At 62.7% G+C, this 21,144-nt stretch carries 16 protein-coding genes and 1 tRNA gene; 1 reads left to right on the forward strand and 16 read right to left on the reverse strand.

Translation table 11 applies throughout. From position 1 onward, the window contains the following. Positions 1-66: 66 nt before the first annotated feature. From coaD to I2F59_RS03045, 15 genes are all read right to left on the reverse strand, one after another. Positions 67-564, reverse strand: a complete 498-nt coding sequence (gene coaD / locus I2F59_RS02975) for a pantetheine-phosphate adenylyltransferase (RefSeq protein ID WP_195503188.1) — start codon at positions 562-564, stop codon at positions 67-69. After that, positions 557-1,201: a 16S rRNA (guanine(966)-N(2))-methyltransferase RsmD gene (gene rsmD, locus I2F59_RS02980; RefSeq protein WP_195503189.1), complete on the reverse strand. Its 645-nt coding sequence runs from the start codon at positions 1,199-1,201 to the stop codon at positions 557-559. Before rsmD ends, coaD begins: the two co-directional genes overlap by 8 nt. Continuing rightward, complete coding sequence (gene recG, locus I2F59_RS02985) at positions 1,198-3,375, reverse strand: ATP-dependent DNA helicase RecG (RefSeq protein WP_195503190.1); 2,178 nt, start codon at positions 3,373-3,375, stop codon at positions 1,198-1,200. The genes rsmD and recG overlap by 4 nt, the downstream gene beginning before the upstream one ends. Positions 3,376-3,385: 10 nt before the next feature. Then, positions 3,386-5,047, reverse strand: coding sequence for a DAK2 domain-containing protein (locus tag I2F59_RS02990; RefSeq protein ID WP_006234030.1), 1,662 nt, complete (start codon positions 5,045-5,047; stop codon positions 3,386-3,388). 27 nt (positions 5,048-5,074) lie between these two features. Continuing rightward, positions 5,075-5,464 carry an Asp23/Gls24 family envelope stress response protein gene (locus tag I2F59_RS02995; protein WP_187361832.1) on the reverse strand — a complete coding sequence of 130 codons (390 nt, stop codon included), beginning with the start codon at positions 5,462-5,464 and terminating at the stop codon, positions 5,075-5,077. 161 nt (positions 5,465-5,625) lie between these two features. After that, a tRNA-Asn gene (locus I2F59_RS03000) sits at positions 5,626-5,700 on the reverse strand. Between the two features lie 188 nt (positions 5,701-5,888). Next, a complete protein-coding gene (rpoD, locus tag I2F59_RS03005; RefSeq protein ID WP_195503191.1) occupies positions 5,889-7,232 on the reverse strand; it encodes an RNA polymerase sigma factor RpoD in 1,344 nt (447 codons plus the stop codon). 110 nt (positions 7,233-7,342) lie between these two features. Beyond that, a complete protein-coding gene (gene dnaG, locus I2F59_RS03010; RefSeq protein WP_195503192.1) occupies positions 7,343-9,457 on the reverse strand; it encodes a DNA primase in 2,115 nt (704 codons plus the stop codon). Beyond that, the gene (gene ribF / locus I2F59_RS03015) at positions 9,450-10,457 is read right to left on the reverse strand and encodes a riboflavin biosynthesis protein RibF (RefSeq protein WP_229065299.1); all 1,008 of its coding nucleotides are present in this window, start codon (positions 10,455-10,457) and stop codon (positions 9,450-9,452) included. The genes dnaG and ribF overlap by 8 nt, the downstream gene beginning before the upstream one ends. Further along, a complete protein-coding gene (gene truB / locus I2F59_RS03020) occupies positions 10,454-11,386 on the reverse strand; it encodes a tRNA pseudouridine(55) synthase TruB (RefSeq protein WP_195503193.1) in 933 nt (310 codons plus the stop codon). Before truB ends, ribF begins: the two co-directional genes overlap by 4 nt. A gap of 15 nt (positions 11,387-11,401) precedes the next feature. Next, positions 11,402-12,445 carry a DHH family phosphoesterase gene (locus I2F59_RS03025; protein WP_195503194.1) on the reverse strand — a complete coding sequence of 348 codons (1,044 nt, stop codon included), beginning with the start codon at positions 12,443-12,445 and terminating at the stop codon, positions 11,402-11,404. Further along, positions 12,438-12,848: a 30S ribosome-binding factor RbfA gene (gene rbfA / locus I2F59_RS03030; protein ID WP_006234038.1), complete on the reverse strand. Its 411-nt coding sequence runs from the start codon at positions 12,846-12,848 to the stop codon at positions 12,438-12,440. Before rbfA ends, I2F59_RS03025 begins: the two co-directional genes overlap by 8 nt. Positions 12,849-12,859: 11 nt before the next feature. After that, positions 12,860-15,574, reverse strand: coding sequence for a translation initiation factor IF-2 (gene infB / locus I2F59_RS03035; RefSeq protein ID WP_195503195.1), 2,715 nt, complete (start codon positions 15,572-15,574; stop codon positions 12,860-12,862). Between the two features lie 91 nt (positions 15,575-15,665). After that, a complete protein-coding gene (gene nusA / locus I2F59_RS03040; protein ID WP_195503196.1) occupies positions 15,666-16,913 on the reverse strand; it encodes a transcription termination factor NusA in 1,248 nt (415 codons plus the stop codon). A 1-nt stretch (position 16,914) separates the two neighbouring features. Beyond that, positions 16,915-17,409, reverse strand: a complete 495-nt coding sequence (locus tag I2F59_RS03045; protein WP_195503197.1) for a ribosome maturation factor RimP — start codon at positions 17,407-17,409, stop codon at positions 16,915-16,917. A gap of 369 nt (positions 17,410-17,778) precedes the next feature. Here I2F59_RS03045 and I2F59_RS03050 point away from each other — a divergent pair, with 369 nt between their 5' ends. Continuing rightward, positions 17,779-18,351, forward strand: coding sequence for a hypothetical protein (locus I2F59_RS03050; RefSeq protein ID WP_195503198.1), 573 nt, complete (start codon positions 17,779-17,781; stop codon positions 18,349-18,351). A gap of 104 nt (positions 18,352-18,455) precedes the next feature. On the opposite strand, the gene leuS is transcribed toward I2F59_RS03050, so the two are convergent. Next, a complete protein-coding gene (leuS, locus tag I2F59_RS03055) occupies positions 18,456-21,032 on the reverse strand; it encodes a leucine--tRNA ligase (RefSeq protein ID WP_195503199.1) in 2,577 nt (858 codons plus the stop codon). Between the last annotated feature and the right edge of the window lie 112 nt (positions 21,033-21,144).

Raw genomic sequence — 21,144 nt, forward strand, 5'->3', positions numbered from 1 at the left:
GGTCTCCTTTCATAGGTAACATATCATCGTGCTAGTTTACCACATGCCACCAGGCAATAAGAAACGTCACGAAAAGCGATGTTTGAGCGCTTCGACCACGTTGGACGGGACAAACGTCGATACATCGCTGCCGAGCGAGGCGATCTGGCGAACGACCGAGCTCGAGATATAGCCGTACTGCGGCGCACTCATGACAAAGATGGACTCCAGCTCGCTATCCAGGCGATAGTTAAGGTCGGCCTGCTGCAGCTCATACTCAAAGTCGGTCATGGCGCGCAGACCCTTGACCACGGCCCCCGCCCCCTGCTCACGAGCGAAGTCGACCAAGAGGCCGGTAAAGGGCAGGACCTCGACGCCGTCGATATCGCCGAGCGCCTCGCGGGCCAGCGCCACGCGCTCATCGAGCATAAACGTGGTACCTACACCGTTTTTACCTTGCGACTCAGCAACAGCGACGATCACGCTGGGAAAGATGCGGCGGGCACGGCGGATCACATCGATATGGCCAAACGTGATGGGATCGAAGGTGCCCGGGACGATCACGCGATTAATAGTGTCACTCATGGGCGTCCTCCGGGGATACTGCCTCGTCATTTTCGTTAGCATCAGTGCCGCCGTCCTTGCTATCGCCGGCCCAGCGCAGCAGGTCGACCGAAGTGATGCCATAGCGCTTCTCGCGCACGGTCTCAAAGCCGGCCGGATGCGCGCCCGCGTCGGCGGCGGCATGCTCAAAAAGGGCATAGGCACCTGATGTCAGCAGGCCCTGCTGGGCAAGATTCTGCAGCAGCTCCTCGACCGGCTCGGCGCCAAATGCGTAGGGCGGGTCGAGCAGGACCAAGTCGAAGGGACCACCCGGCACGCGGCCGCGCGAGGCGCTCGCCAGCATGTCGCCCGTGACCACGCGCCAACGCGCGCGGTCACGGCAGAGCGACTCGATATTCTTGGTAATGAGCCGCGCGGCGTTGCGATCGATCTCAAACGTCGTGAGCGAGCGGGCCCCACGAGAGAGCATCTCGATACCTAAGGCACCGGAGCCGCCAAAGGCGTCCAGCACACGAACCTCGTCCAAATCGAAATCGAATGCCGACATGACCATAGATGCGCACGCCTCGCGCACGCGATCAGTCGTGGGGCGGGTGACATCGCGACCACGGGGCTCCTCGATCTTACGACCGCGCCATTCGCCGCCGATGATTCTCATCCTCCGCTGACCTCCTTAAAAATGTGTCGATATCGCATGGCGACCGCATCGCGCAGGGGGCGCGTCGCCACGGAGTCAAGGGTGCAAGCATACCGCAAGAGCTCGACCGCGTCCAAATGGGCCCACTCGATCAGTTCCTCGTCGGCATCCAGGTCGACAAAGCGCAGGGTCACACCACCATGCTGGCGATAACCCAGGATCTCGCCTTCATGGCGCAGACGCAGGTCCATCTGGGCGAGTGTAAAGCCATCCGAGGTCTTTTCGAGCGACTGGAGACGTTCTTGTGCCGCCGAGGCGCCGCCATTGCCCTTGGAGTGCGTCATGACCAGGCAGGTGCCCGACACGCTGCCGCGGCCCACACGACCGCGCAGCTGGTGCAGGGCCGCCAAGCCAAAGCGCTCACCGTTCTCGATGACCATGACGGTGGCGTTGGGCACGTCGACGCCCACCTCGACCACCGTGGTCGATACGAGCACGTCGATCTCGCCGCGCTTGAAGGCATCGATCACGCGGTCCTTCTCCCCCGCCGGCATGCGGCCGTGAAGGCGCTCGATGGTAAGTCCCGGCAACGCCAGACGCAGTCGTTCGAGCTCGGTTGCCGTATCGTGCAGCGGCACGGGCACGGTCACGCGGCCCTCGTCGTCGCGGGCGATACCGGGCACGTCTTCCAGCTCATCGGCCGAGTCACTCGGCTCCACGAGTGGGCAAATCACATAGGCCTGCTGGCCCTTTTCGTGCGCCTCGCGAATGGCGCCGTAGGCCAGGTCGCGGCTCGACTCGGTGAGCACGCGCGTCGTGACGCCCGCTCCCGGAACAGGTCGATGGCGGATGATGCTCGTGTCAAGGTCGCCGTAGACCGAGAGCGCCAGCGTACGCGGGATTGGCGTTGCCGTCATAACGAGCAGATCGGCACCGGGGCCCTTCGCGCGTAGGGCGTTACGTTGGCCGACGCCAAACCGGTGCTGCTCGTCGATGACGACAAGCGACAGATACTTGAACGCAACGTCATCCGAAAGCACCGCATGGGTGCCAAAGAGCACGTCAAGCTCGCCCGATTCCAGCTGTGCATGGATGCGCTCGCGCTCTGCGGCCGGCGTGGCACCCGTCAGAAGCGCCCAGGACATGCCGGCCTGAGAGAGCAGAGGGCCGGTCTTATCGGCATATTGGCGCGCCAGCACGCCCGTGGGCGCCATAACACAGGCCTGCGTGCCGCTATCGGCAGCCACAGCCAGCGCGCAGGCGGCAACGGCGGTCTTACCGGTACCGACATCGCCCAGCAGCAGGCGGTTCATCACGCGCCCGCCATCGCACATGTCGTGCAGAATGTCTTGGAATGCGGCCTCCTGCTCGTCGCTCAGCGAAAACGGCAGGGCCTGCTTGAGCGCGGCCAGGTGCTCGCCCGCGGTGTGGGCATAGGGCACCACATCGACCAGACCGCCGTCGTTGCGCAGACGCAGCGCCAGCTGCAGGTAGAGGCACTCCTCGTATGCCAGCCGTGCGCGCGCGATATCGCGCTCGGCCATGCTCGAGGGAAAGTGGATCGATCGAATCGCACGGGCGTTGCTCATCAGGCGACGCTTAACGCGCAAGCGTGCCGGAATGGGATCGAACGGATTGCCGACGACCTCGAGCGCGCCGCTTACGATGCGGCGCATCCACGCCTGGCTCACGCCATCGCTCACGTAATGGACCGGCAGAATAGTGCCCGCGGCACGCCCGTCCTCGAGCTTTTCGAAATGCGGCGAGGCCATCTGCTTAAAGCCGTAGGCATACTCGACCTTACCCATCACGGCCAGGCGGTCGCCCTGCTTAAGCTGCTGGGCAATCCAGGGCTGGCGGAAAAAGGCGACCTGCAGCACGCCCGTCTCGTCAACAAGCGAGACCTCGGTCACCTGCATGCGCGGACGCGGCTGCTTTTGGACGATACGGTCGACCGTGGCGACAATCGTGCAAACGGTACCGATGGGAGCCATCTCAATGGACCAGGAGCGCGTAAAGTCGAGATATCGATGAGGGATATGGAGAAGGAGGTCCCCCACCGTCCGAATTCCCAGACGGCGAAGGGCCTCCTCACGTTTACCCGAAACATATTTGAGTCGCGCGATATCCTCGTCGAGCGCATTGCTCTGGGCAAAGCGCTCCGAGACGCGCGGCACGGAGCACAGCTCGGACATGGGCAGTTGCCTACTCGATCGAGAAGATCACGGGATAGAGCGGCTGCTCGCCACGATGGGCGTCAATCTCCAGATCGGGCTGAGCCTCCTCGATAGCGTCGACGATCTCCTGGAAGGCCTCATCGGACAGCTCCTCGCCGGCCAGAATCGTCAGCGCGTCGCCCTCCTCTTCCTCCTGCATGCGGTTGATGCAGTCGAGCGTGACCTGCTTCACGTCGGAGCCGACCACGTCGATGGAGCCGGCGATGATACCCATGACGTCACCGGAGTGAATCGGAGAACCGTCAGAGGCACTGGAGTCGCGCACGGCGCGGGTGACCTCGCCATCGCGGACCTCGCTGATGGCGTCGACCATGGCGGCGACGGCATCCTCGAGCTCGGAATCGGGCAGGACCGCGAACAGCGCGGAGAAGGCCTGCGGGACGGTCTTGGTGGGAACGACGGCGACCTTCTTGTCGGTGCAGGCTGAGGCAGCAGCCTCAGCGGCCATGCGGATGTTGCCGTTGTTGGGCAAGATGATGACCGAGGTCGCGTTGACCTGGTCCACCGCGCCCAGCAGGTCGGCGGTCGAGGGATTCATAGTCTGGCCACCGGACACGATCACGTCGACGCCGAGGGACTTGAGGATGTCGGCCTCGCCGGAACCGGCGGCAACGGCGACAAAGCCCAGCGCCTTGGCGGGCTCGGCGGCCTTTTCCTGATCCTCGTGGATCTTGGCGGTACGGTCGTGGGCCTCCATCTCCATGTTGTGGATAAAGACCTCATAGATCTGACCGAGCTGCAGCATGTGCTCGAGCACCAGGTTGGGGGTGTTGGAGTGCACATGGATCTTGTAGTCGGGATAGGCGCCCACGAGTAGCTCGCAGTCGCCCATGGAACCCAGGAACTTAAGGCACTCGTCCTCGTCAAACGGGGCGTCGGCCTTAAACAGGAACTCGTTGCAGTAGCGGAACTCCGAGCCCTCCCAATCGTCGTTGGCCTCGATCTCAACGCGACCAAGGGCCGCGTCGCGGGCAGAGCCAGCGGAATCAAACGTGGCGGAGAAATCCTCGACAACGGTACTGCGGCCAAGTGCTGCAGCCACAAAGTTCTCAAGGAAGATGGCGAAGCCAAAGGCGCCGGAGTCGACCACGCCGTTCTCCTTCAGAACGGGCAACAGATCGGGTGTGCGGGCGACGGACTGGTACGCCTCAACGACGATGGCATCGAGCGCATCCTCAGCCGAGAACTTCTTCTTCTCGCACTCATCGGCCTTGGTCGAGACATCGCGCAGGACCGTGAGGATCGTGCCCTCGATGGGCTTGCGGACAGCCTGGAAGGCGACCTTGACGGCGCGACGGAAGGCGAAGGCAATGTTGGCGGACGTAATGGGCTCATCGGCAGAGACAAGGCCCTCGGCCACGCCGCGCAGAATCTGCGAGGTGATGACGCCGGAGTTACCGCGGGCGCCCATAAGGGAGCCGTGGGTGATGGCGCCTGCGATGGCCTCCATGTCGGCATCGGCAGGAAGGGCGGAAAGCTCCTTGGTCACCGAGGCGAGCGTGAGCGACATGTTGGTGCCGGTATCGCCATCGGGTACGGGGAAGACGTTGAGCTTGTTGATCTCCTCGGCCTTGTCGGAAACGGCAGCCGCAGCGATTGGAAAACAGGTGCGAATGGTCTTTGCAATCATGGGTATTTGAATCTCCGTTTTCGGATGCTAGTTCAGACGGCTCTTGAGCGCGTCGATGTGGATGCCGATCTTAAGGCTGGCGGGATCGATCTGGGCGATCTCCTGCAGAGTGAAGGCAACGGAGCTCGAAAGATTGTGGCAGACGGACTTCATGTTGACGCCGTTCTCGAGCACGACGTGAAGATCGACCGTAAGGCCGTTCTCGTCGGCGGAGACAAGCACGCCCTTGCGGAGGCGCTGACCGGCAAGCAGGCGCACGCTCTCGGCGCCCTGGAGCTGCTCAGCCATACCGACGACGCCATAGCACGTCATCGCGGCATAACCGGCAATATCAGCAATAACGTCGTTCGAGACGCTCAGGCTGCCGTTAATGGTCTCAGACACAAGAATCTCCTTATCTGGTGCTCGCGGCACCATCTCGTGGGAGCAATCATTGCAATATTCTACAACGACCGCGCCATGTTGAGGTGGCGGGCCTCGGGATTACATCCTCGACACGAAATGTTGATACGGTAACGTTCGCGAACGGCGATCGCGGCATGAAAAAACCCGCCGCATAAGCGACGGGTTTTACAACCTGGCTCCCCGGGTAGGACTCGAACCTACAACAGCGCGGTTAACAGCCGCGTGCTCTACCATTGAGCTACCGAGGAATAGGTGCGTGCTCTCAAGCAACGAAGTTTATTATACGGACGAATCAGCTTAGGGCAAGAACTTTTTTAAGAAATTTTCCGACCTAGTCGTTGGGGACGTTCTTAAACGACTAGTCATTCAAGAACGTCCCCAACGACTACATGAAAGCGCCCCCGAGCGGATGTGCTTGAGGGCGCCTTTTGCTTGACTAGCTTTCGATATAGTCTTTGAGCTTGCTGCTGCGACTCGGGTGGCGGAGCTTGGCCAGGGTCTTGGACTCGATCTGGCGGATGCGCTCGCGCGTGACGCCAAACTCGCGGCCGACTTCCTCGAGCGTGCGGGGATGTCCGTCAACAAGGCCAAAGCGCAGCTCAATAACCTTGCGCTCGCGGTCGGCAAGCGAATCGAGCACCTGGGTGAGCTGCTCCTGCAGCATGGAGAAGCTGGCCGCATCGGGCGGAACGATGGCCTGGGAGTCCTCGATAAAGTCGCCCAGCTGGGAATCCTCTTCCTCGCCAATAGGAGTTTCGAGCGACACGGGCTCCTGCGAAATCTTCTGGATCTCGCGGACACGATCGGCGCTCATGTCCATCTCGGCACCGATCTCCTCGGGAGTCGGGTCGCGACCCAGGTCCTGGAGGAGCTGGCGCTGCACGCGGACGAGCTTGTTGATGGTCTCGACCATGTGCACGGGAATACGGATGGTACGGGCCTGGTCGGCGATAGCACGCGTAATGGCCTGACGGATCCACCACGTGGCGTACGTGGAGAACTTAAAGCCCTTCTGGTAGTCGAACTTCTCGACGGCGCGAATCAGACCGAGGTTGCCCTCCTGGATCAGGTCCAGGAACAGCATGCCGCGACCGACATAGCGCTTGGCGATGGAGACGACCAGACGCAGGTTGGCGCTAATGAGCGCCTGCTTGGCCTCAAGACCGACATTCTCGATACGGGTCAGACGACGCATCTCGGAACGAGTGAGCTCAAGCTCACCCGCCTCGGCGGCCTCGAGCTTCTCAGTGGCTTCGAGACCCGCCTCAATCTTCATAGCCAGATCGACCTCTTCGGAGGCGGTCAGCAGGTCGACCTTGCCGATCTCTTTGAGGTACATGCGGACGGGGTCGCCGGTCAGCATCACCGTGGAGGCGTCGATACCGCGCACGCGCGAACGCGAACGGGACGTGCGCACGGTGCGCTTCTTCTTGCTCTTGGAGGAGCCCATCTCGGCATCGGCCTGACGGGCCATCTTGAGCTCGTGATCGTCGAGCGAGCCGGAATCGTGCTCGTCGTCGTCACCAAAGTCGTCGGTATCGGTATCGTTATCGTCATCGTCCATGGGGGCGTCGTCGTTACCGCTCGCGGAGATAATCTGGATGCCGCTGTTGCGCAGCGCGGAATACACCGCGGTGAGCTGCTCGTCAGTTACATCGATATCCTTCAGGGCGACCTGAATCTCGTCCTCGGTTACCGAAGTCCTGTTTGAGCCGTTGCCCATGAGCTTTGCAACGTAGGATTCCAGCCCAGTACCCGTGCTCTCAGTCTTTTTTGGCACAGATTCTCCCTTCATAGTCCACAGGAGTCAATACTTTAGCACACGCAGTGACGTCTATACCCAAAAAGAGGTCTGGATATAGGCGAGAATACGCTGGTTGACCACAACATCTAGGCCTGGTCGGCGCCCGCAGTCTCCAAACCGATCAAACGGAACGGGTCGGCCACGCCGCCAATCGACTTTTCGAGTTCGCGCTGACGCTGCGTGTCCTGCACCGCCTGCATGGTCAGCACACGCCGCGCCTCGTCATCGAGCGAATGGTCCCGGCGCAGCTTAGCCTGTGCGGATCGCATGCGGCGCTTGATGGTATAGAGCTCGAGCGTGTCAAGCATAAAGACGATGTTCGTCTCGGTGGGGTGTTTGCTTGTCGCCGAGATGCGTCCGGCACTGACAAGCGATGCCGCCTCGGGACATACCGCGCGAGCCGCATCCATGCAGGCCGCAGGATCGGTGCCCGGGGGCGTCGCCAGTACGGCCCATGCAATCGACTCGTGACGCGGGTCGACCCACTCGATGGAGCAGATGCGATCGGCATACGTGCGGAACAAGTCGGGGTAGCTGGTGAGCATCGTCAGCAACTCGCGCTCCCCCGCCAGCGACTTCCGCTCCAGATCGGTGAGCACGATCGGCATCGCCGGAGCTGCGGGGCCAGCCGAAGCATCGGCAACCGAAATCGCACCATCCATCCCCGTCGGCACATCAATCGGAGGCAGGTCGTCGTCAACCTCTACCGGCGCGGCGCCATAGGCGTCGAGCGGAACGTAGTCGTACGGCTCCTCCTCGACCGGCGCAGAGACCGGCGGCGTCGCACCCGACGCCCAAGCGCCGCGAGGCGCCCCCTGCGAACCAGACGCCCGACCGCCTGCGTTTCCGGAGCGCTCGGCCTGTGCCCTCTGGCGCTCATAGCTCTGCTCACGGCGGCGCTCCGCATCCTCGCGCTTGGCGACTTCGCGAAACACGCGGCCCGAGCTCGCGCGCACCGTCTCCAGATCCAAACCCAACAGGTCGGCAATCTGGATAAAGTACGTGTCGATCATGTAGCTGTCGCGCAGCGGATAGATAAGCGTCAGAGCATCTTCGAGCGCCTTGGCGCGACCGCCCGGCGTGGTAATATCGCTCGACTCCTGCAGCGAACGGTACACGAAGTCCATGAGCGGCTCGGCGGCGTCAATGCGTTTCTGCAGCTCCTCTCCGCCGTGCGCCGTGATGAACTCCATGGGATCGTTGCCGTCGGGCAGGACCACGCAGCGAAGGTCCATCGAATCCTGCTCGATAAACTGAATCGCGCGTCGGGCAGCCTTTTGGCCGGCGGCGTCGCCATCGAACATATATACAATGCGCTTGGCAAAACGGGTGAGCGTCTTTACATGATGTTCCGTCAGCGCCGTGCCCAGCGTGGCGACGACGTTTTTGATCCCCGCCTCCCAGCAGGCGATGCAGTCGGTATAGCCCTCAACCACGATGGCGGTATCTTGCGCGACGATAAACTCCTTGGCCCAGTTAAAACCATAGAGGTTTCGCTTTTTATGGAACACGCTCGTCTCGGCGGTGTTGAGGTACTTAGGCTGACCGTCACCCATGATGCGCCCGCCAAAGGCGATGTTATGCCCCTGCTCATCAAAAATAGGGAACATCACGCGGTCGTAAAAGCGGTCGGCAAGCTGTCCGCGCCCGCGGCTGACAGCCACGTTGGCGTCGATCATCTCCTGCGGGGTAAAGCCCGCCTGCGACAGATGAGCCACCAACATGTTGCGACCCGGTGCAAAGCCCAGACAGTAACGGCGACAGACATCGCCGCCCATACCGCGGCTGGCAAAGTACTCACGCGGCCGGCCGTCCTTACCGCGCATGAGCATGGTGTGGTAGAACTGAGCCGTCTCGGCGCATAGGTCGTAGATGCGAGCACGCTTGGTGCCACGCTCGCGACGGGCGCCGGTATCGTGTAGCTCAATGCCGGCACGATCGGCAAGGTAGCGTATCGACTCGGGAAAGCTCAGGTTTTCGCGCTTCATAATATAGGTGAAGACGTCGCCGCCCTCACCGCAGCCAAAGCAATGCCACACCTGCGTGGCAGGGATAATGTGAAAGGACGGCGTCTTTTCGCCATGGAAAGGGCAGCAGCCCCAAAACTCGTGGCCTCGGGGCTTGAGCTCAACCGTTTCCTGCACGATAGCAACCAGGTCGGACGCGGCGCGTACCTGGTCTTTTTCCTCATCGCTAATCACGGATGCTCACCTCCTGCTCACCCAAGTTGTGGCGAATATCGTCAATATTGCCCTCGACGGTCGCGATCAACTCGTCCAGCGAATCGAACACGCGCGACGGGCGCAGCCAGCGCGTAAACGCCAGCGAAACGGACGCACCGTACAAGTCGCCCGTATACCCAATCAAATTAGCCTCCAGATGCGCCGAGGCGGCGTCGTCGGCATACGTCGGCGGCAGGCCCACGTTGACGGCAGCGGGCCATACGGTATCGTCGACCAGCACGAGGCCCTCGTAAACGCCATCGGCAGGCACCTGAATGCCATCGGGCACCTGAATGTTTGCCGTGGGAAAGCCCATGTCAGAGCCCTGATGACGACCGCCGGCAACGACGCCGCGCAGCATGTACGGACGTCCGAGCAACTCGGCGGCAAGCTCAACATGACCCTGGCGCAGCTCCTGGCGAATACGGGTGGCGCAGATCGTCTGGCCATCAACGCACAGCAGCTCGTGGCCATAGACATCAACACCGCGCTCGGCACCCCATACCTGCATCTCGGCAACGCCCGAAGCTCCGCCATGGCCGAGTCTAAAGTCGCTGCCCACGCGAATCGAGCGGATGTCGACAACGCGCGACAGCAGCGAGAGAAAACCGACATGATCGAGTGCCGCCACCGCAGGCGTAAAAGGAACGGCAACAACCGCATCGACCCCGGTGAGAGCCAGGGCATGCAGGCGGTCGGCCGTCGTCATCAGTTTTTGAGCGGGCGAAGGACTCACCACGACGTCCGGATCGGGATCGAAGGTGACAACAACTGCGAGGCAGTTATGGGCACGGGCGTCGCGAACCACCGCGTCAATAAGTTCGCGGTGTCCCCGATGCACTCCATCGAACACGCCGATGCCAATCGAGGCAGCACCTAAACGCCCGCACCCATCAAACGCGGCGGCGGGAACGATGCGCGCCTCGCCCGACTCGCCCGCGAAAAAGATACGCGCGAGCTCGTGGGGGGCCAGCATCATCGAACACCGCCAATTGTCTGCGGAAACACGTGCTCCATCACAAAGCGACCGTCCTCAATGCGGGCAAGCGCCTTGAGCCCACCATCGAGCACCAGCGCAAACGGCGCCTTCGAAGCATCGAAGTCGATAAGCGCGCGGTCAACGGGAATGCGCCTGCCGCAGAGCAGGTCATCGGCAAGGTTGCCCGGCAAGTCGACACGCGTGGCGCCCAGGGCCGCGATGGGGTCCAACGCAAAGCCGGCCGCAGACTCGGGAGAGAGCTCCTCCACCGAGTGACAGACACCAATGGAAACCACGCCGGATGCCGTCCGGCGTAGCGCGGAAATGTGCGCGGCGCTATCGCACGCACGACCCAGGTCACGGGCAAGCGCACGGATATAGGTGCCCTTACTTACCGAGAATGCCACGGTCCAAACACACGTATCGGCCTCGCCGCTCATGGCGATCAGATCGGCGGCATACACCTCGACGGGACGCGGGGGCAGGTCAACGGCATTGCCCTCACGCGCAGACTTGTACGCGCGAACGCCGTTGACCGAGATGGCCGAGAATGCCGGCGGGACCTGCATCTGCGGCCCCAGCATAGCAGCCAGCTGTTCACGGGCGTAGGCCATGTCGTGCAGCTCGGGGGCAACGGAAACGGTGCGAGCGGCCTCGCCCTCCGCATCGTCGGTATTGGTCTCGACGCCAAACGAAATGTCGGCGACGTAGCTTTTCGTGTCGAGGGTGAGCATGCCCAGCAGACGCGTGGCCTGACCCACGCCCACCACCATGACGCCGGATGCCATGGGGTCGAGCGTGCCGGCATGACCGACGCGCCGCTCATGGAGGGCGCGTCGGCATTGTGAGACCACGTCGTGGGACGTGCAGCCCACCGGTTTATCGACGGCGAGCAGCATATTCAATTGAGAAGGCGTACGACGAGCCATGTACCATCCAAAAAGTTAGAGCTCGACGGTCACCGAAGCGGGATCCTCCCCCACCAGCTCGGCCAGCATGGGAAGTGCCACGGCGAGCGTCTCGCGAATCGTTCCGTTGTTGGTAAAGCCGGCGGCGGCATGATGCCCGCCACCGCCAAAGTTGGCAGCGATCTGGGACACATCGAGGTCACCCTTGGAGCGCAGGTTGCCGCGCACCTTGGTATCGCCGTCGATGCCCTTTAAGAACAGACATACCTCGACGCCCATTACCGAACGCACCACATCGACCAGACCGTCACATTCATCCGAGGTGACGCCGCAGGCCTCAAGGTCGCTCTGGAAGGCATAGCTATACGCCACGCGCCCGTGCGCGACCGTCTTAATACGGCCCATGACAATAGACTTGAGGTGCAAAAACTCGACGCGCATGCTCTGGTAGACCTCGAGCGCGACACGAGCCGGATCGGCACCATGTGCTACCAGGCGCGAAGCCGCGTGGAACGCGGCAGCATCGGCGTTCTGGTACTGGAAACGACCGGTGTCGGTCACCAAGCCGCACAGCAAGCAAGTCGCAACGCCATCACGGCCGACGATGCCGCAATTATCCAAGAAACGGTCGATAATCATGGCGCAGGCCGCGGCATCGACACGCCTCAGGCTCAGCTCGGTAAACTCCTCGCGCGCCGGATGGTGATCGAAGCACACCACATGCTTGGAGCGACGAAGTACCTCGGCCGAGTTGTTGAGGCGCTCGACGACCGGCACATCCACCGAGATAAACAGGTCCGGATTGCCGGCATACGCAGATGCGGGCACCAAGCGATCGGCGCCCTCCATAAAGCGGTAGATGCGCGGCACCGGATCATCGTCTGCCAGCAGCAGCGCAATGTCCTTGTTGGGGAAAAACTTCATAAGCGATAAGCCCAGACCCAGCACGGAGCCCAGGGCGTCACCATCGGGAGACGTATGTCCCGAAATCGCAATGGAGGACGCACCCTCGATGAGCTCGAGGATGCGTCGCGTAATATCTGCAGACTCGCCAGCGGCGAGATCAGCGGAATTAGTCATCTAAAGCTGCCTCCTGGGCGGCATCCGCTATGGGATAGCCGTCCTCGTCCTTTTCGATCGCCAGCGTGGCCGGAACGTTTTCCAGCGCACGCGTGATGCGCTCGGCCTCATCGGTCGAGCGATCGATGCGAAAATCGAGCTCGGGCGTGACACGCCAATCGAGCGAGCGAGCCAACAGGCTGCGAATACGGCCTTTGGCGCTGGCGAGCGCCTCCATGACCTCGTCGTAGCGGCTCGCATCGCACGACACGTATACGCGCGCGAACGAACGGTCCACCGCGACCTCGACCGCAGTCAGGGTGACCAGGTCGAGGCGCGGATCGGAAACCTCAAAGAGCAGGATATAACCGAGCTTCTCGCGAAGCTGCTCGCCCAGTCGGCGGGTTGCCTGCGTTTGCTTCATAGCGCTACCCCCTACTCGGTACGGGCAACCTGGTCGATGCGGTAACCCTCGATCTGGTCGCCGGGCTTGATGTCCTGGAAGTTCTCCAGGCCAATGCCGCCCTCGGAACCGCTCTTGAGGCTCTTGGCCTCATCCTTGTAGTGACGCATCGAGGCAATCTTGCCGTTGAAGACCACGATACCGTCGCGCACCAGGCGCACGGAATCGGTCGCGGCGATTTCACCCTCTTCGACGCGGACACCGGCGGCGATGCCGACTTTGGGCACCTTGAAGGTGTCCAGGACGGTCGCGGTACCCGTGGAGACCTCAACCTCGGTGGGCTTGAGCATGCCGATACGGGCAGCGTCGAGGTCCTCGAGGCACTTGTAGATGACGTCGTAGCAACGGATCTCGACGCCCTCGCGCTCGGCGGCGGAGCGGGCCTTGCCGTCGGGACGAACGCCAAAGCCGATGATGATGGCGTTGGAGGCGTCGGCCAGGACCACGTCGGTCTCGTTGATGGCACCAACGGCGGAGTGGATCGTGTTGATGCGCACCTCGGACTGATCCATCTTGTCGAGGGAGTCCTGAAGGGCCTCGATGGAACCCTGGACGTCGGCCTTGATGATCAGGTTGAGCTCCTTGACCTCGGCGTCGGCGATGGTCTCGAAGAGGTTCTCGAGCGTGACGTGCTTGACGCGACTCTGCTCCTCGATACGGGCCTTGAGCGAACGCTCGTCAGCCAGCGCACGAGCCTCGCGCTCGTCCTCGAATACGCGGAACTCGTCGCCGGCGTTGGGGACGGACTGCAGGCCCAAGATCTCGACGGCGTCGGAGGGACCGGCCTCGGTGACGGCGTTGCCCTTGGGGTCGAGCATGGCACGGACGCGGCCATAGGTGAGGCCGGCGACCAGCGTGTCGCCCACGTGCAGGGTACCGCGGGTCACGAGCACGGTGGCAACCGAGCCGCGGCCCTTGTCGAGCTTAGCCTCGAGGACGTTGCCCGATGCGAACGTATCGGGGTTGGCCTTGAGCTCGAGCACGTCGGCCTGGAGCAGCACGGTCTCGAGCAGGTCGTCGATACCGATCTTCTGCTTGGCCGAGATGTTGACGAACATGTTCTGTCCGCCCCACTCCTCGGGGATGATGCCGTACTCGGTGAGCTCCTGGCGCACGCGGTCGGGGTTGGCGCCCGGCTTATCGATCTTGTTGACGGCGACGACGATGGGTACGCCGGCGGCCTTGGCGTGGTTGATCGACTCGATGGTCTGGGGCATGACGCCGTCGTCGGCAGCCACGATCAGAATGACGATGTCGGTCACCTTGGCGCCGCGGGCACGCATGGCCGTAAAGGTGGCGTGACCAGGGGTATCGATGAAGGTGATCTTGCGGTCGTTGATCATGACCTGCGAAGCGCCGATGGCCTGCGTAATGCCGCCCGCCTCGCCGGCAGCGACGCCGGTGTGGCGGATGGCGTCGAGCAGCGACGTCTTGCCGTGGTCGACGTGGCCCATGACGGTGACGACCGGGGCGCGAGGCTTGAGGTCGGCGGGATCGTCGTAGAACGAGAAGGTGTTCTCCTCCTCGGGGGTGATGATCTTGATCTGACGGCCCAGGTCGTCGGCGACGAGCTCGACGAGGTCGTCGGACATGGACTGCGTCATCGTAAGCGGCGTGCCCAGCAGGAACAGGCGCTTGATGATGTCGTTGGCCGGAACGTCGAGCGCCTCGGCGAGCTCCTGGACGGTAACGCCCTGGGAGACCTTGATGGCGTCGAGCTCCTCGGGGTTCACGCCCTGGGCCAGCGCCTCCTCAATCTTGCGCTCCTCCTGAGCCTTAGCAGCCTCGCGCTCGCGCTTCTCCTTGCGCTTCTTGCGGCGACCGGTGGACTCGCGAGAGGCCTCCTCGACGGCGGCGCGGGCCTCCTCGAGCACCTTCTCGCGGCTGTACTCCTCGGCCTCACGCGCCATGCGGCTGTAGTGGTCCTCATCGTTGCCGTGACCGCCCTTGCGCTTCTTGCCCTTGCCCTGCTTGTCGGGGTTGGGGAAGTCCATGCCGGCAGCGACGTTGTTACTGGCGTTGGTGCGATGGCTGTGCGGACGGCTCTCGGAGGCGTTGCGCTCGGAGTTGCTGTCGGAGGCGTTGCGGTCGTTACGACGGCCACCGCGACGGTCGTAGTTGCCGCCACGACGGTTGCCGCGCTCGGCGGCGCGCTCGGCCTTGGCCTTGTCCTCGGCGTCCTTCTTCTCCTTGAGCACGGTCTCCTGTGCGGCGATCTGGTCGAGCAGCGAACGGAAACGCGAACCGGAGTCGGAAGCGGGAACGGCGCGGCGCTGGGCCTCGCGGGCAGCCTCCTCCTTCTCGCGGGCAAGGCGCTCCTGCTCGGCCTTCTTCTTGGCCTCGGCCTCGGCGCGGGCAGCCTCCTCGGCAGCCTGGGCTGCGGCAAACTGGCGACGCTCCTCCTCGCGGGCCTTCTCGGCGGCGATGCGCTCGCGCTCGGCCTCGGCAGCGCGTGCGGCCTCCTCGGCGGCAGCTGCCTGCTCCTCGGCCTGCTTGGCGGCCTCTACTTCCTGGGCGCGGGCCTCGATCACCGAGGCGAGCTGCTTGCGGACCATGGCGACGTAGGCATCCTCCAGGGCGGAGGAAGCGGACTTAGCGGGAATCTTCATTTCGGCGAGATGACCCATCAGTTCCTTGGAGGTCATGCCGAACTCTTTGGCCAGGGTGGACACACGGACTTTTGCCATATGACTTCACCTACCCTTTCTGGCACCTTGGGTGCCTAGAGACTGAACGAGCGTGGGAGATGCGCCGGGACCCGCCCGACGCGACCGCGCGCTAGATCAGGTCCTCCGCATCATCGAAGGCGTCGGTGTCGTGAACACCGCAGAAACGGGAGCCCGGACGGGCCTGGTTGCGGCACTGGATGCCGTCCTCGGACACGTACTCGCAGCGACGGACGTCGTCGTCCTCCTCGTCACCGATCAGGTCGGCGGCGGGCTCCTCGTGAACGGGAACGTTCTTGAGGATGTCGGCGGCAAGGGTCTCGGACTTGATGTCGATGTGCCAGCCGGTCAGGCGAGCGGCGAGGCGGGCGTTCTGACCCTCCTTGCCGATGGCGAGCGAAAGCTGGTCGTCGGGCACGATCACGCCGGCGTAGGCCTTCTCCTCGTCGATGAGGACACGGGTGACCTTGGCGGGCGACAGGGCGTTGGCGACGTAGACGGCAGGATCGGCATCCCACAGGATGACGTCGACGCGCTCGCCACGGAGCTCGCCCACGACAGCGCGAACACGGCTGCCCTTGGGGCCGACGCAGGCGCCCACGGGATCCAGACGGTCGTCGAGCGAGTGGACGGCAACCTTGGAGCGCTGGCCGGGCTCGCGGGCGATCGACTTGATCTGGACGGTGCCCTCATAGATCTCGGGCACCTCCTGCTCAAACAGACGACGCATGAGCTCGGGGTGGGTACGGGAGATGACAATCGGCGGACGGCTGTGCTCGCCACGAACCGGCTGCAGGTTGGAGTTGGGGTCGCGAACGTCGATGATCACGGCCTTGATGTGCTGGTTGTGCAGGTAGCGCTCGCCCATCGGACGCTCGTTGCGCTCGTTCTCGTAACGGCGCTGGTCGAAGTGCGGCAGCTCGGCCTCGACGCCCTCGCGAATCTTGACGATCGTGAAGTCGGGCGTGGACTGCAGCACGGTACCGCTGATGAGGTCACCGATGCGGCCGGAGAACTCCTCGTAGATCTGCTCGCGGGCGGAGTTACGCACGATGGCGTTGATCTCGGCCTTGGCGTGCTGGGCAGCGATGCGGCTCGTATTCTTGGGGGTGACGTCGATCTCCTCGAACTCGGTGAAGTTGCCCTCCTCGTCCATGGAATCGTCGATCGGCTCCAGGCGGTAGACGTAGATCTTGCCGGTGGTGCGGTCGATGGTCACCTTGGCGCCCCACTCAAGATGCAGGATCTCGGCATAGCTCTTGGCGAGCGACTGCTCCAGGCGGTCGATCAAGTAGAGCTGGTCGATGTGCTTCTCCTGGCAAAGCTCCATCAGGGCGGACATCATGTCGGATGCTGCCATCTTACTTTCCTTCCTTCGCGGGCTTGAAGCCGTAGGTGGGCTTCAACTTGCACTTTTTAACATCAGAGAAATCGAGGGTAACGGACTCGCCGTCCTCGAGCTCGAGGGTCACGTTCGTCTCGGTGGCGGCGGCAATCTTGCCGGCGTACTTGCGACGGCCCTCGGTGGCGGTGGAGGTGAGCTCACAATTCTCGCCCACAAAGCGGGCAAAGTCGCACGGGCGGCGCAGCGGGCGCGCCATGCCCGGGCTCGACACCTCGAGCGTATAGCTCGAAGAGATGGGATCGAGCTCCTCAATCACATCGCCGACCCACTTGGTGTTGGCCGTGACGTCGTTGAGCGACAGGCTCTGACCCTCGGCACCCTCGATACGCACGCGCACGCAGGGGGCCTTGGTGGCACCCACGAGCTCGACGTCGACGATGTCGACATCGTGCTGGGGGGCGACGGCCTCGAGCGCGTCGATGATCGCCTGCTCGGTCTTGGTCTTGACCATTGCGGCACCTCCATCCATACAAAAAAGAAGCGGGGCCGAAACCCCACTTCTTTCAATTACAACTTCATTTGCAAGCAAACTATAACAATAGCTGCGGAAACGTGCAAGCACAGTACGAATCTGCAGGTCAGCGTGCGCACAGCTTCTCCACAAGAATAGGACAATTGGTCGAGGAACCCCATGCGGCGCACCCTCAACAGCCCCAAAACGGGCCATGCGTCCCAATCCACAGGCCCGTTCGGACCCCAAGGGCATTCCTCCCCGAGCCCCTATCGTTCAGACTTACGCTAAGGGACATTCTGCAACAAGCCAGCCAGCAAGTCGCGCAAGGACGAACCTTTTCAAATCCTCTACGGCAAGGAGGCGCCTATGAAACGCCTAGACACCCTCTGCATGACTGCGCTCGCCATCGCAACATGCTCGTTGGTCCTCGTGGGCTGCGGCAACGCAAATGGCAAAACCGGAACATGCGAACCGAACCCTGGCAGCACCAAAGCCATCGAGAAAACGACGCCATCGGAGAGCTTCGACAAAATAAACGAAGACATCGTCGATCCCCAGGGCCTGGGTCCCGATTCCCAAGAACAGTTCCCCATCGACCTTGAGGCAGACGAAAACGTCCACGTCACCTGCGTGGGCAAGGACACCGACGGCTACGGCGACGCCGCGCTCGTCTTTACGGTGTCCAACAACACCGGTGTCGACATGATGTTTGGCGATGTGGACTCCTATGCCTACGTCAACGGTAAGGTCCGCGACGTACGCATGCGCCAACCGGTCGCCGCTGGAGAAGAAACGCGCGCCATGCTCACCTTTGTGGGCACCTTCGACGATCCGGACTTTGATGTGAACAACGACCTCAACGATATCTACCTCAACATTTGGATGTTCGAAGAGGCAACGGGCAACGTTTACTTTAGGGACCTGGTACACATCCCATAGAAGAAGGTGCGACGCGCTGACTAAGCAGGGCATAAAACACAAGACGAGGGACGACCCAACCGGATCGCCCCTCGTCTTTTATGCGTCAGCTTTGCGCGCAGTACTTACTTGACCACCAGGTTGACCAGCTTGCCGGGCACGCAGATGGCCTTGACGACCGTCTTGCCCTCAAGCCACTTGGCGACGGCGGCCTCGGCGGCAGCCTGCATATCCTCATTGGAGGCATCGCGGGCCACGTCGACGCGGCCGCGGACCTTACCGAGCACCTGGACCACGATCTGCACCGTGTCCTCAACGGACTCGGCCAGGTCGAACTCGGGCCAGGCGGCGGTGTAGGCGTTGCCCTCGCAGCCGAGCGCCTCGTGCCACAACTCGTCGGCCCAGAACGGGCAGATGGGGGCAAGGACGCTCACGATGTCCTTGGCCACGCCGTAGCACAGCGCCTTGTCGCGGGCGGCACCCTCGGTGGCATTGAGGTAGGCGCTCGCCGCGTTGACGAGCTCCATGACGGCCGAGATGGCGGTGTTGAACTGGCCGCGATCGAAGTCCTCGGTGCACTTGGCGATGGTGCGGTGACGCTCGCGATAGAGCTTCATCGCGACCTCGTCGAGCGCGGACTTGTCGAAGGCCACGTTGGCGTCGCCGGACTGGACGAGCTGCCAAACGATACGCCAGGCGCGCTTGATGAAGCGGTTAGCGCCCTCGACAGCCTTGGGATCCCAGTCGAAGTCCTTCTCGGGCGGGGCGATAAACAGGATCGCCAAACGCATGGTGTCGGCGCCGTAGGGCTCGATGACCGAGCTCGGGGGCACGACATTGCCCTTGGACTTGGACATGGTGTCGCCGTTCTCGTCCTTGACCATGCCCTGGCACAGCAGGTTGGTGAAGGGCTCGTCCACACTCAGCAGGCCCAGGTCGCGCAGTGCCTTGGTAAAGAAGCGGCTGTAGAGCAGGTGCAGAATGGCGTGCTCGATGCCGCCGATGTAGTTATCGACGGGCATCCAACGGTCGGCGGCCTCACGGGAGAAGGGCAGCTCGGTGTTGTGCGGATCGGTATAGCGCAGGTAGTACCAGCTGGAGCAGGTAAAGGTGTCCATGGTATCGGTCTCGCGCTTGGCCGGGCGACCGCAGACCGGGCAGGTGGTCTCGTAGAACTCCTTGCACTCGGCGAGGGTCTCGCCGGCGCCCAGGTCCAGGTTCTCGGGCAGCGTCACCGGCAGCTGATCCTCGGGCACGGGCACGATGCCGCAGTGCTCGCAGTGGATGGCCGGGATGGGGTTGCCCCAATAGCGCTGGCGACTGATGAGCCAGTCGCGCAGACGGAACTCGACCTTGCGACGGCCGCAGCCCATGGCCTCGAGGTCGGCCACGATGGCAGCCTCGCCCTCGGAGTGCTTACCGCCGCGCATGCCGGTGTACTTACCGGACTGGACGAGCGTGCCCTCAGCAGCGTGGGCGCAGTCCCAGTCGACGGTCTCGGCATGGAAGGTATCGATGGTCTCACCGCTGGCCTCGACGGCAGCGCGGTCGTCATCGTCCAGGATGATCGGCACGATCGGAAGGTCATACTTGCGGGCAAACTCAAAGTCGCGCTGGTCGCCGCAGGGAACGGCCATGACGGCACCGGTGCCGTAGTCGGCAACGACATAATCGGCAACCCACACGGGGACCTTCTCGCCGTTGACGGGGTTCACCACATAGCGGCCGGTAAAGGCACCGTGCTTCTCGATGGTGCCCTGGGCACGCTCGACGGCAGAGATATGCTTGGAGTCCTCGACGATCTTGGTGACGGCCTCCTCGTACTCCGTGCCCTCGACGAGCTCGTGCAGACGAGCGTACTCGGGAGCCAGGACAAAGAAGGAGACGCCAAAGAGGGTGTCGGCACGCGTGGTGAAGACGGTGATCTTGCCCTCATCGCCCTCGATGGGCTCGCCATCCTGGTCGCACAGGGTAAAGTCGACCTCGGCGCCCTCGGAGCGACCGATCCAGTTGGCCTGCATCTGCTTGACGCGCTCGGGCCAGCCGGGGAGCTTCTCCAAGTCGTCGAGCAGCTCCTGAGAGTACTCGGTAATCTTGTAGTACCACTGCTCAAGGTCGCGCTTCTCGGGCTCGGTGCCACAGCGCCAGCACTTGCCCTCGGTAACCTGCTCGTTAGCCAGAACGGTCTTGCAGGTGGGGCACCAGTTGACCGGGTTCTTCTTGCGATAGACCAGGCCCTTTTCCCACATCTTCTCAAAGATCCACTGACCCCAGCGGTAGTAGTCGGGGCTGCAGGTCTTGACCATGCGATCCAGATCGTAGGAGAAGCCCATGCGCTTCATCGTGGCAAGCGCCTGGTCCATGTTCTTATACGTCCAGGCGGCAGCCTGCGTGTTGTGCTTGATGGCGGCGTTCTCGGCGGGCAGGCCAAAGGCGTCAAAGCCGATGGGATGCAGCACGTCAAAGCCGCGCATGCGGGCCTGACGGGCCATGGCATCACCGATGGTATAGTTGCGCGCGTGGCCCATATGCAGGTCGCCCGACGGATACGGGAACATCTCGAGCACGTACTTTTTGGGCTTGCTGTCGTCGGTGTCGACGGCAAAGAGGTTGGAGTCCTCCCAGGCCTTCATCCACCGGGACTCAATGGCCTGCGCGTCGTAGGCAGGGATCTCGTCCTTATGATCTGTGCAATCGCACATATCAGCTCCTTTGTTATCTCGGTTGGGGCGGGGCGTTCTTACCTTTGCTCGCTGCTGCGGACAGTCCTGCTCGCACGAAGAGCACATTAAGTGCTCTTCGGCTCGTGCGGAA

Source organism: Collinsella aerofaciens, assembly GCF_015556945.1.
In the GTDB taxonomy this organism is placed as follows: Bacteria; Actinomycetota; Coriobacteriia; order Coriobacteriales; family Coriobacteriaceae; genus Collinsella; species Collinsella aerofaciens_AO.

What these genes read in the sequence shown, in the direction of transcription:
- ribF (WP_229065299.1), bottom strand. Translation starts at nt 10,457, where the DNA reads ATGATGCTGGCCCCCCACGAGCTCGCGCGTATCTTTTTCGCGGGCGAG.
- I2F59_RS02990 (WP_006234030.1), bottom strand. Translation starts at nt 5,047, where the DNA reads ATGATTGCAAAGACCATTCGCACCTGTTTTCCAATCGCTGCGGCTGCC.
- leuS (WP_195503199.1), bottom strand. Translation starts at nt 21,032, where the DNA reads ATGTGCGATTGCACAGATCATAAGGACGAGATCCCTGCCTACGACGCG.
- rbfA (WP_006234038.1), bottom strand. Translation starts at nt 12,848, where the DNA reads ATGAAGCAAACGCAGGCAACCCGCCGACTGGGCGAGCAGCTTCGCGAG.
- I2F59_RS02995 (WP_187361832.1), bottom strand. Translation starts at nt 5,464, where the DNA reads ATGGTGCCGCGAGCACCAGATAAGGAGATTCTTGTGTCTGAGACCATT.
- nusA (WP_195503196.1), bottom strand. Translation starts at nt 16,913, where the DNA reads ATGGCAGCATCCGACATGATGTCCGCCCTGATGGAGCTTTGCCAGGAG.
- infB (WP_195503195.1), bottom strand. Translation starts at nt 15,574, where the DNA reads ATGGCAAAAGTCCGTGTGTCCACCCTGGCCAAAGAGTTCGGCATGACC.
- coaD (WP_195503188.1), bottom strand. Translation starts at nt 564, where the DNA reads ATGAGTGACACTATTAATCGCGTGATCGTCCCGGGCACCTTCGATCCC.
- recG (WP_195503190.1), bottom strand. Translation starts at nt 3,375, where the DNA reads ATGTCCGAGCTGTGCTCCGTGCCGCGCGTCTCGGAGCGCTTTGCCCAG.
- I2F59_RS03045 (WP_195503197.1), bottom strand. Translation starts at nt 17,409, where the DNA reads ATGGTCAAGACCAAGACCGAGCAGGCGATCATCGACGCGCTCGAGGCC.
- I2F59_RS03025 (WP_195503194.1), bottom strand. Translation starts at nt 12,445, where the DNA reads ATGACTAATTCCGCTGATCTCGCCGCTGGCGAGTCTGCAGATATTACG.
- rsmD (WP_195503189.1), bottom strand. Translation starts at nt 1,201, where the DNA reads ATGAGAATCATCGGCGGCGAATGGCGCGGTCGTAAGATCGAGGAGCCC.
- I2F59_RS03050 (WP_195503198.1), top strand. Translation starts at nt 17,779, where the DNA reads ATGAAACGCCTAGACACCCTCTGCATGACTGCGCTCGCCATCGCAACA.
- truB (WP_195503193.1), bottom strand. Translation starts at nt 11,386, where the DNA reads ATGGCTCGTCGTACGCCTTCTCAATTGAATATGCTGCTCGCCGTCGAT.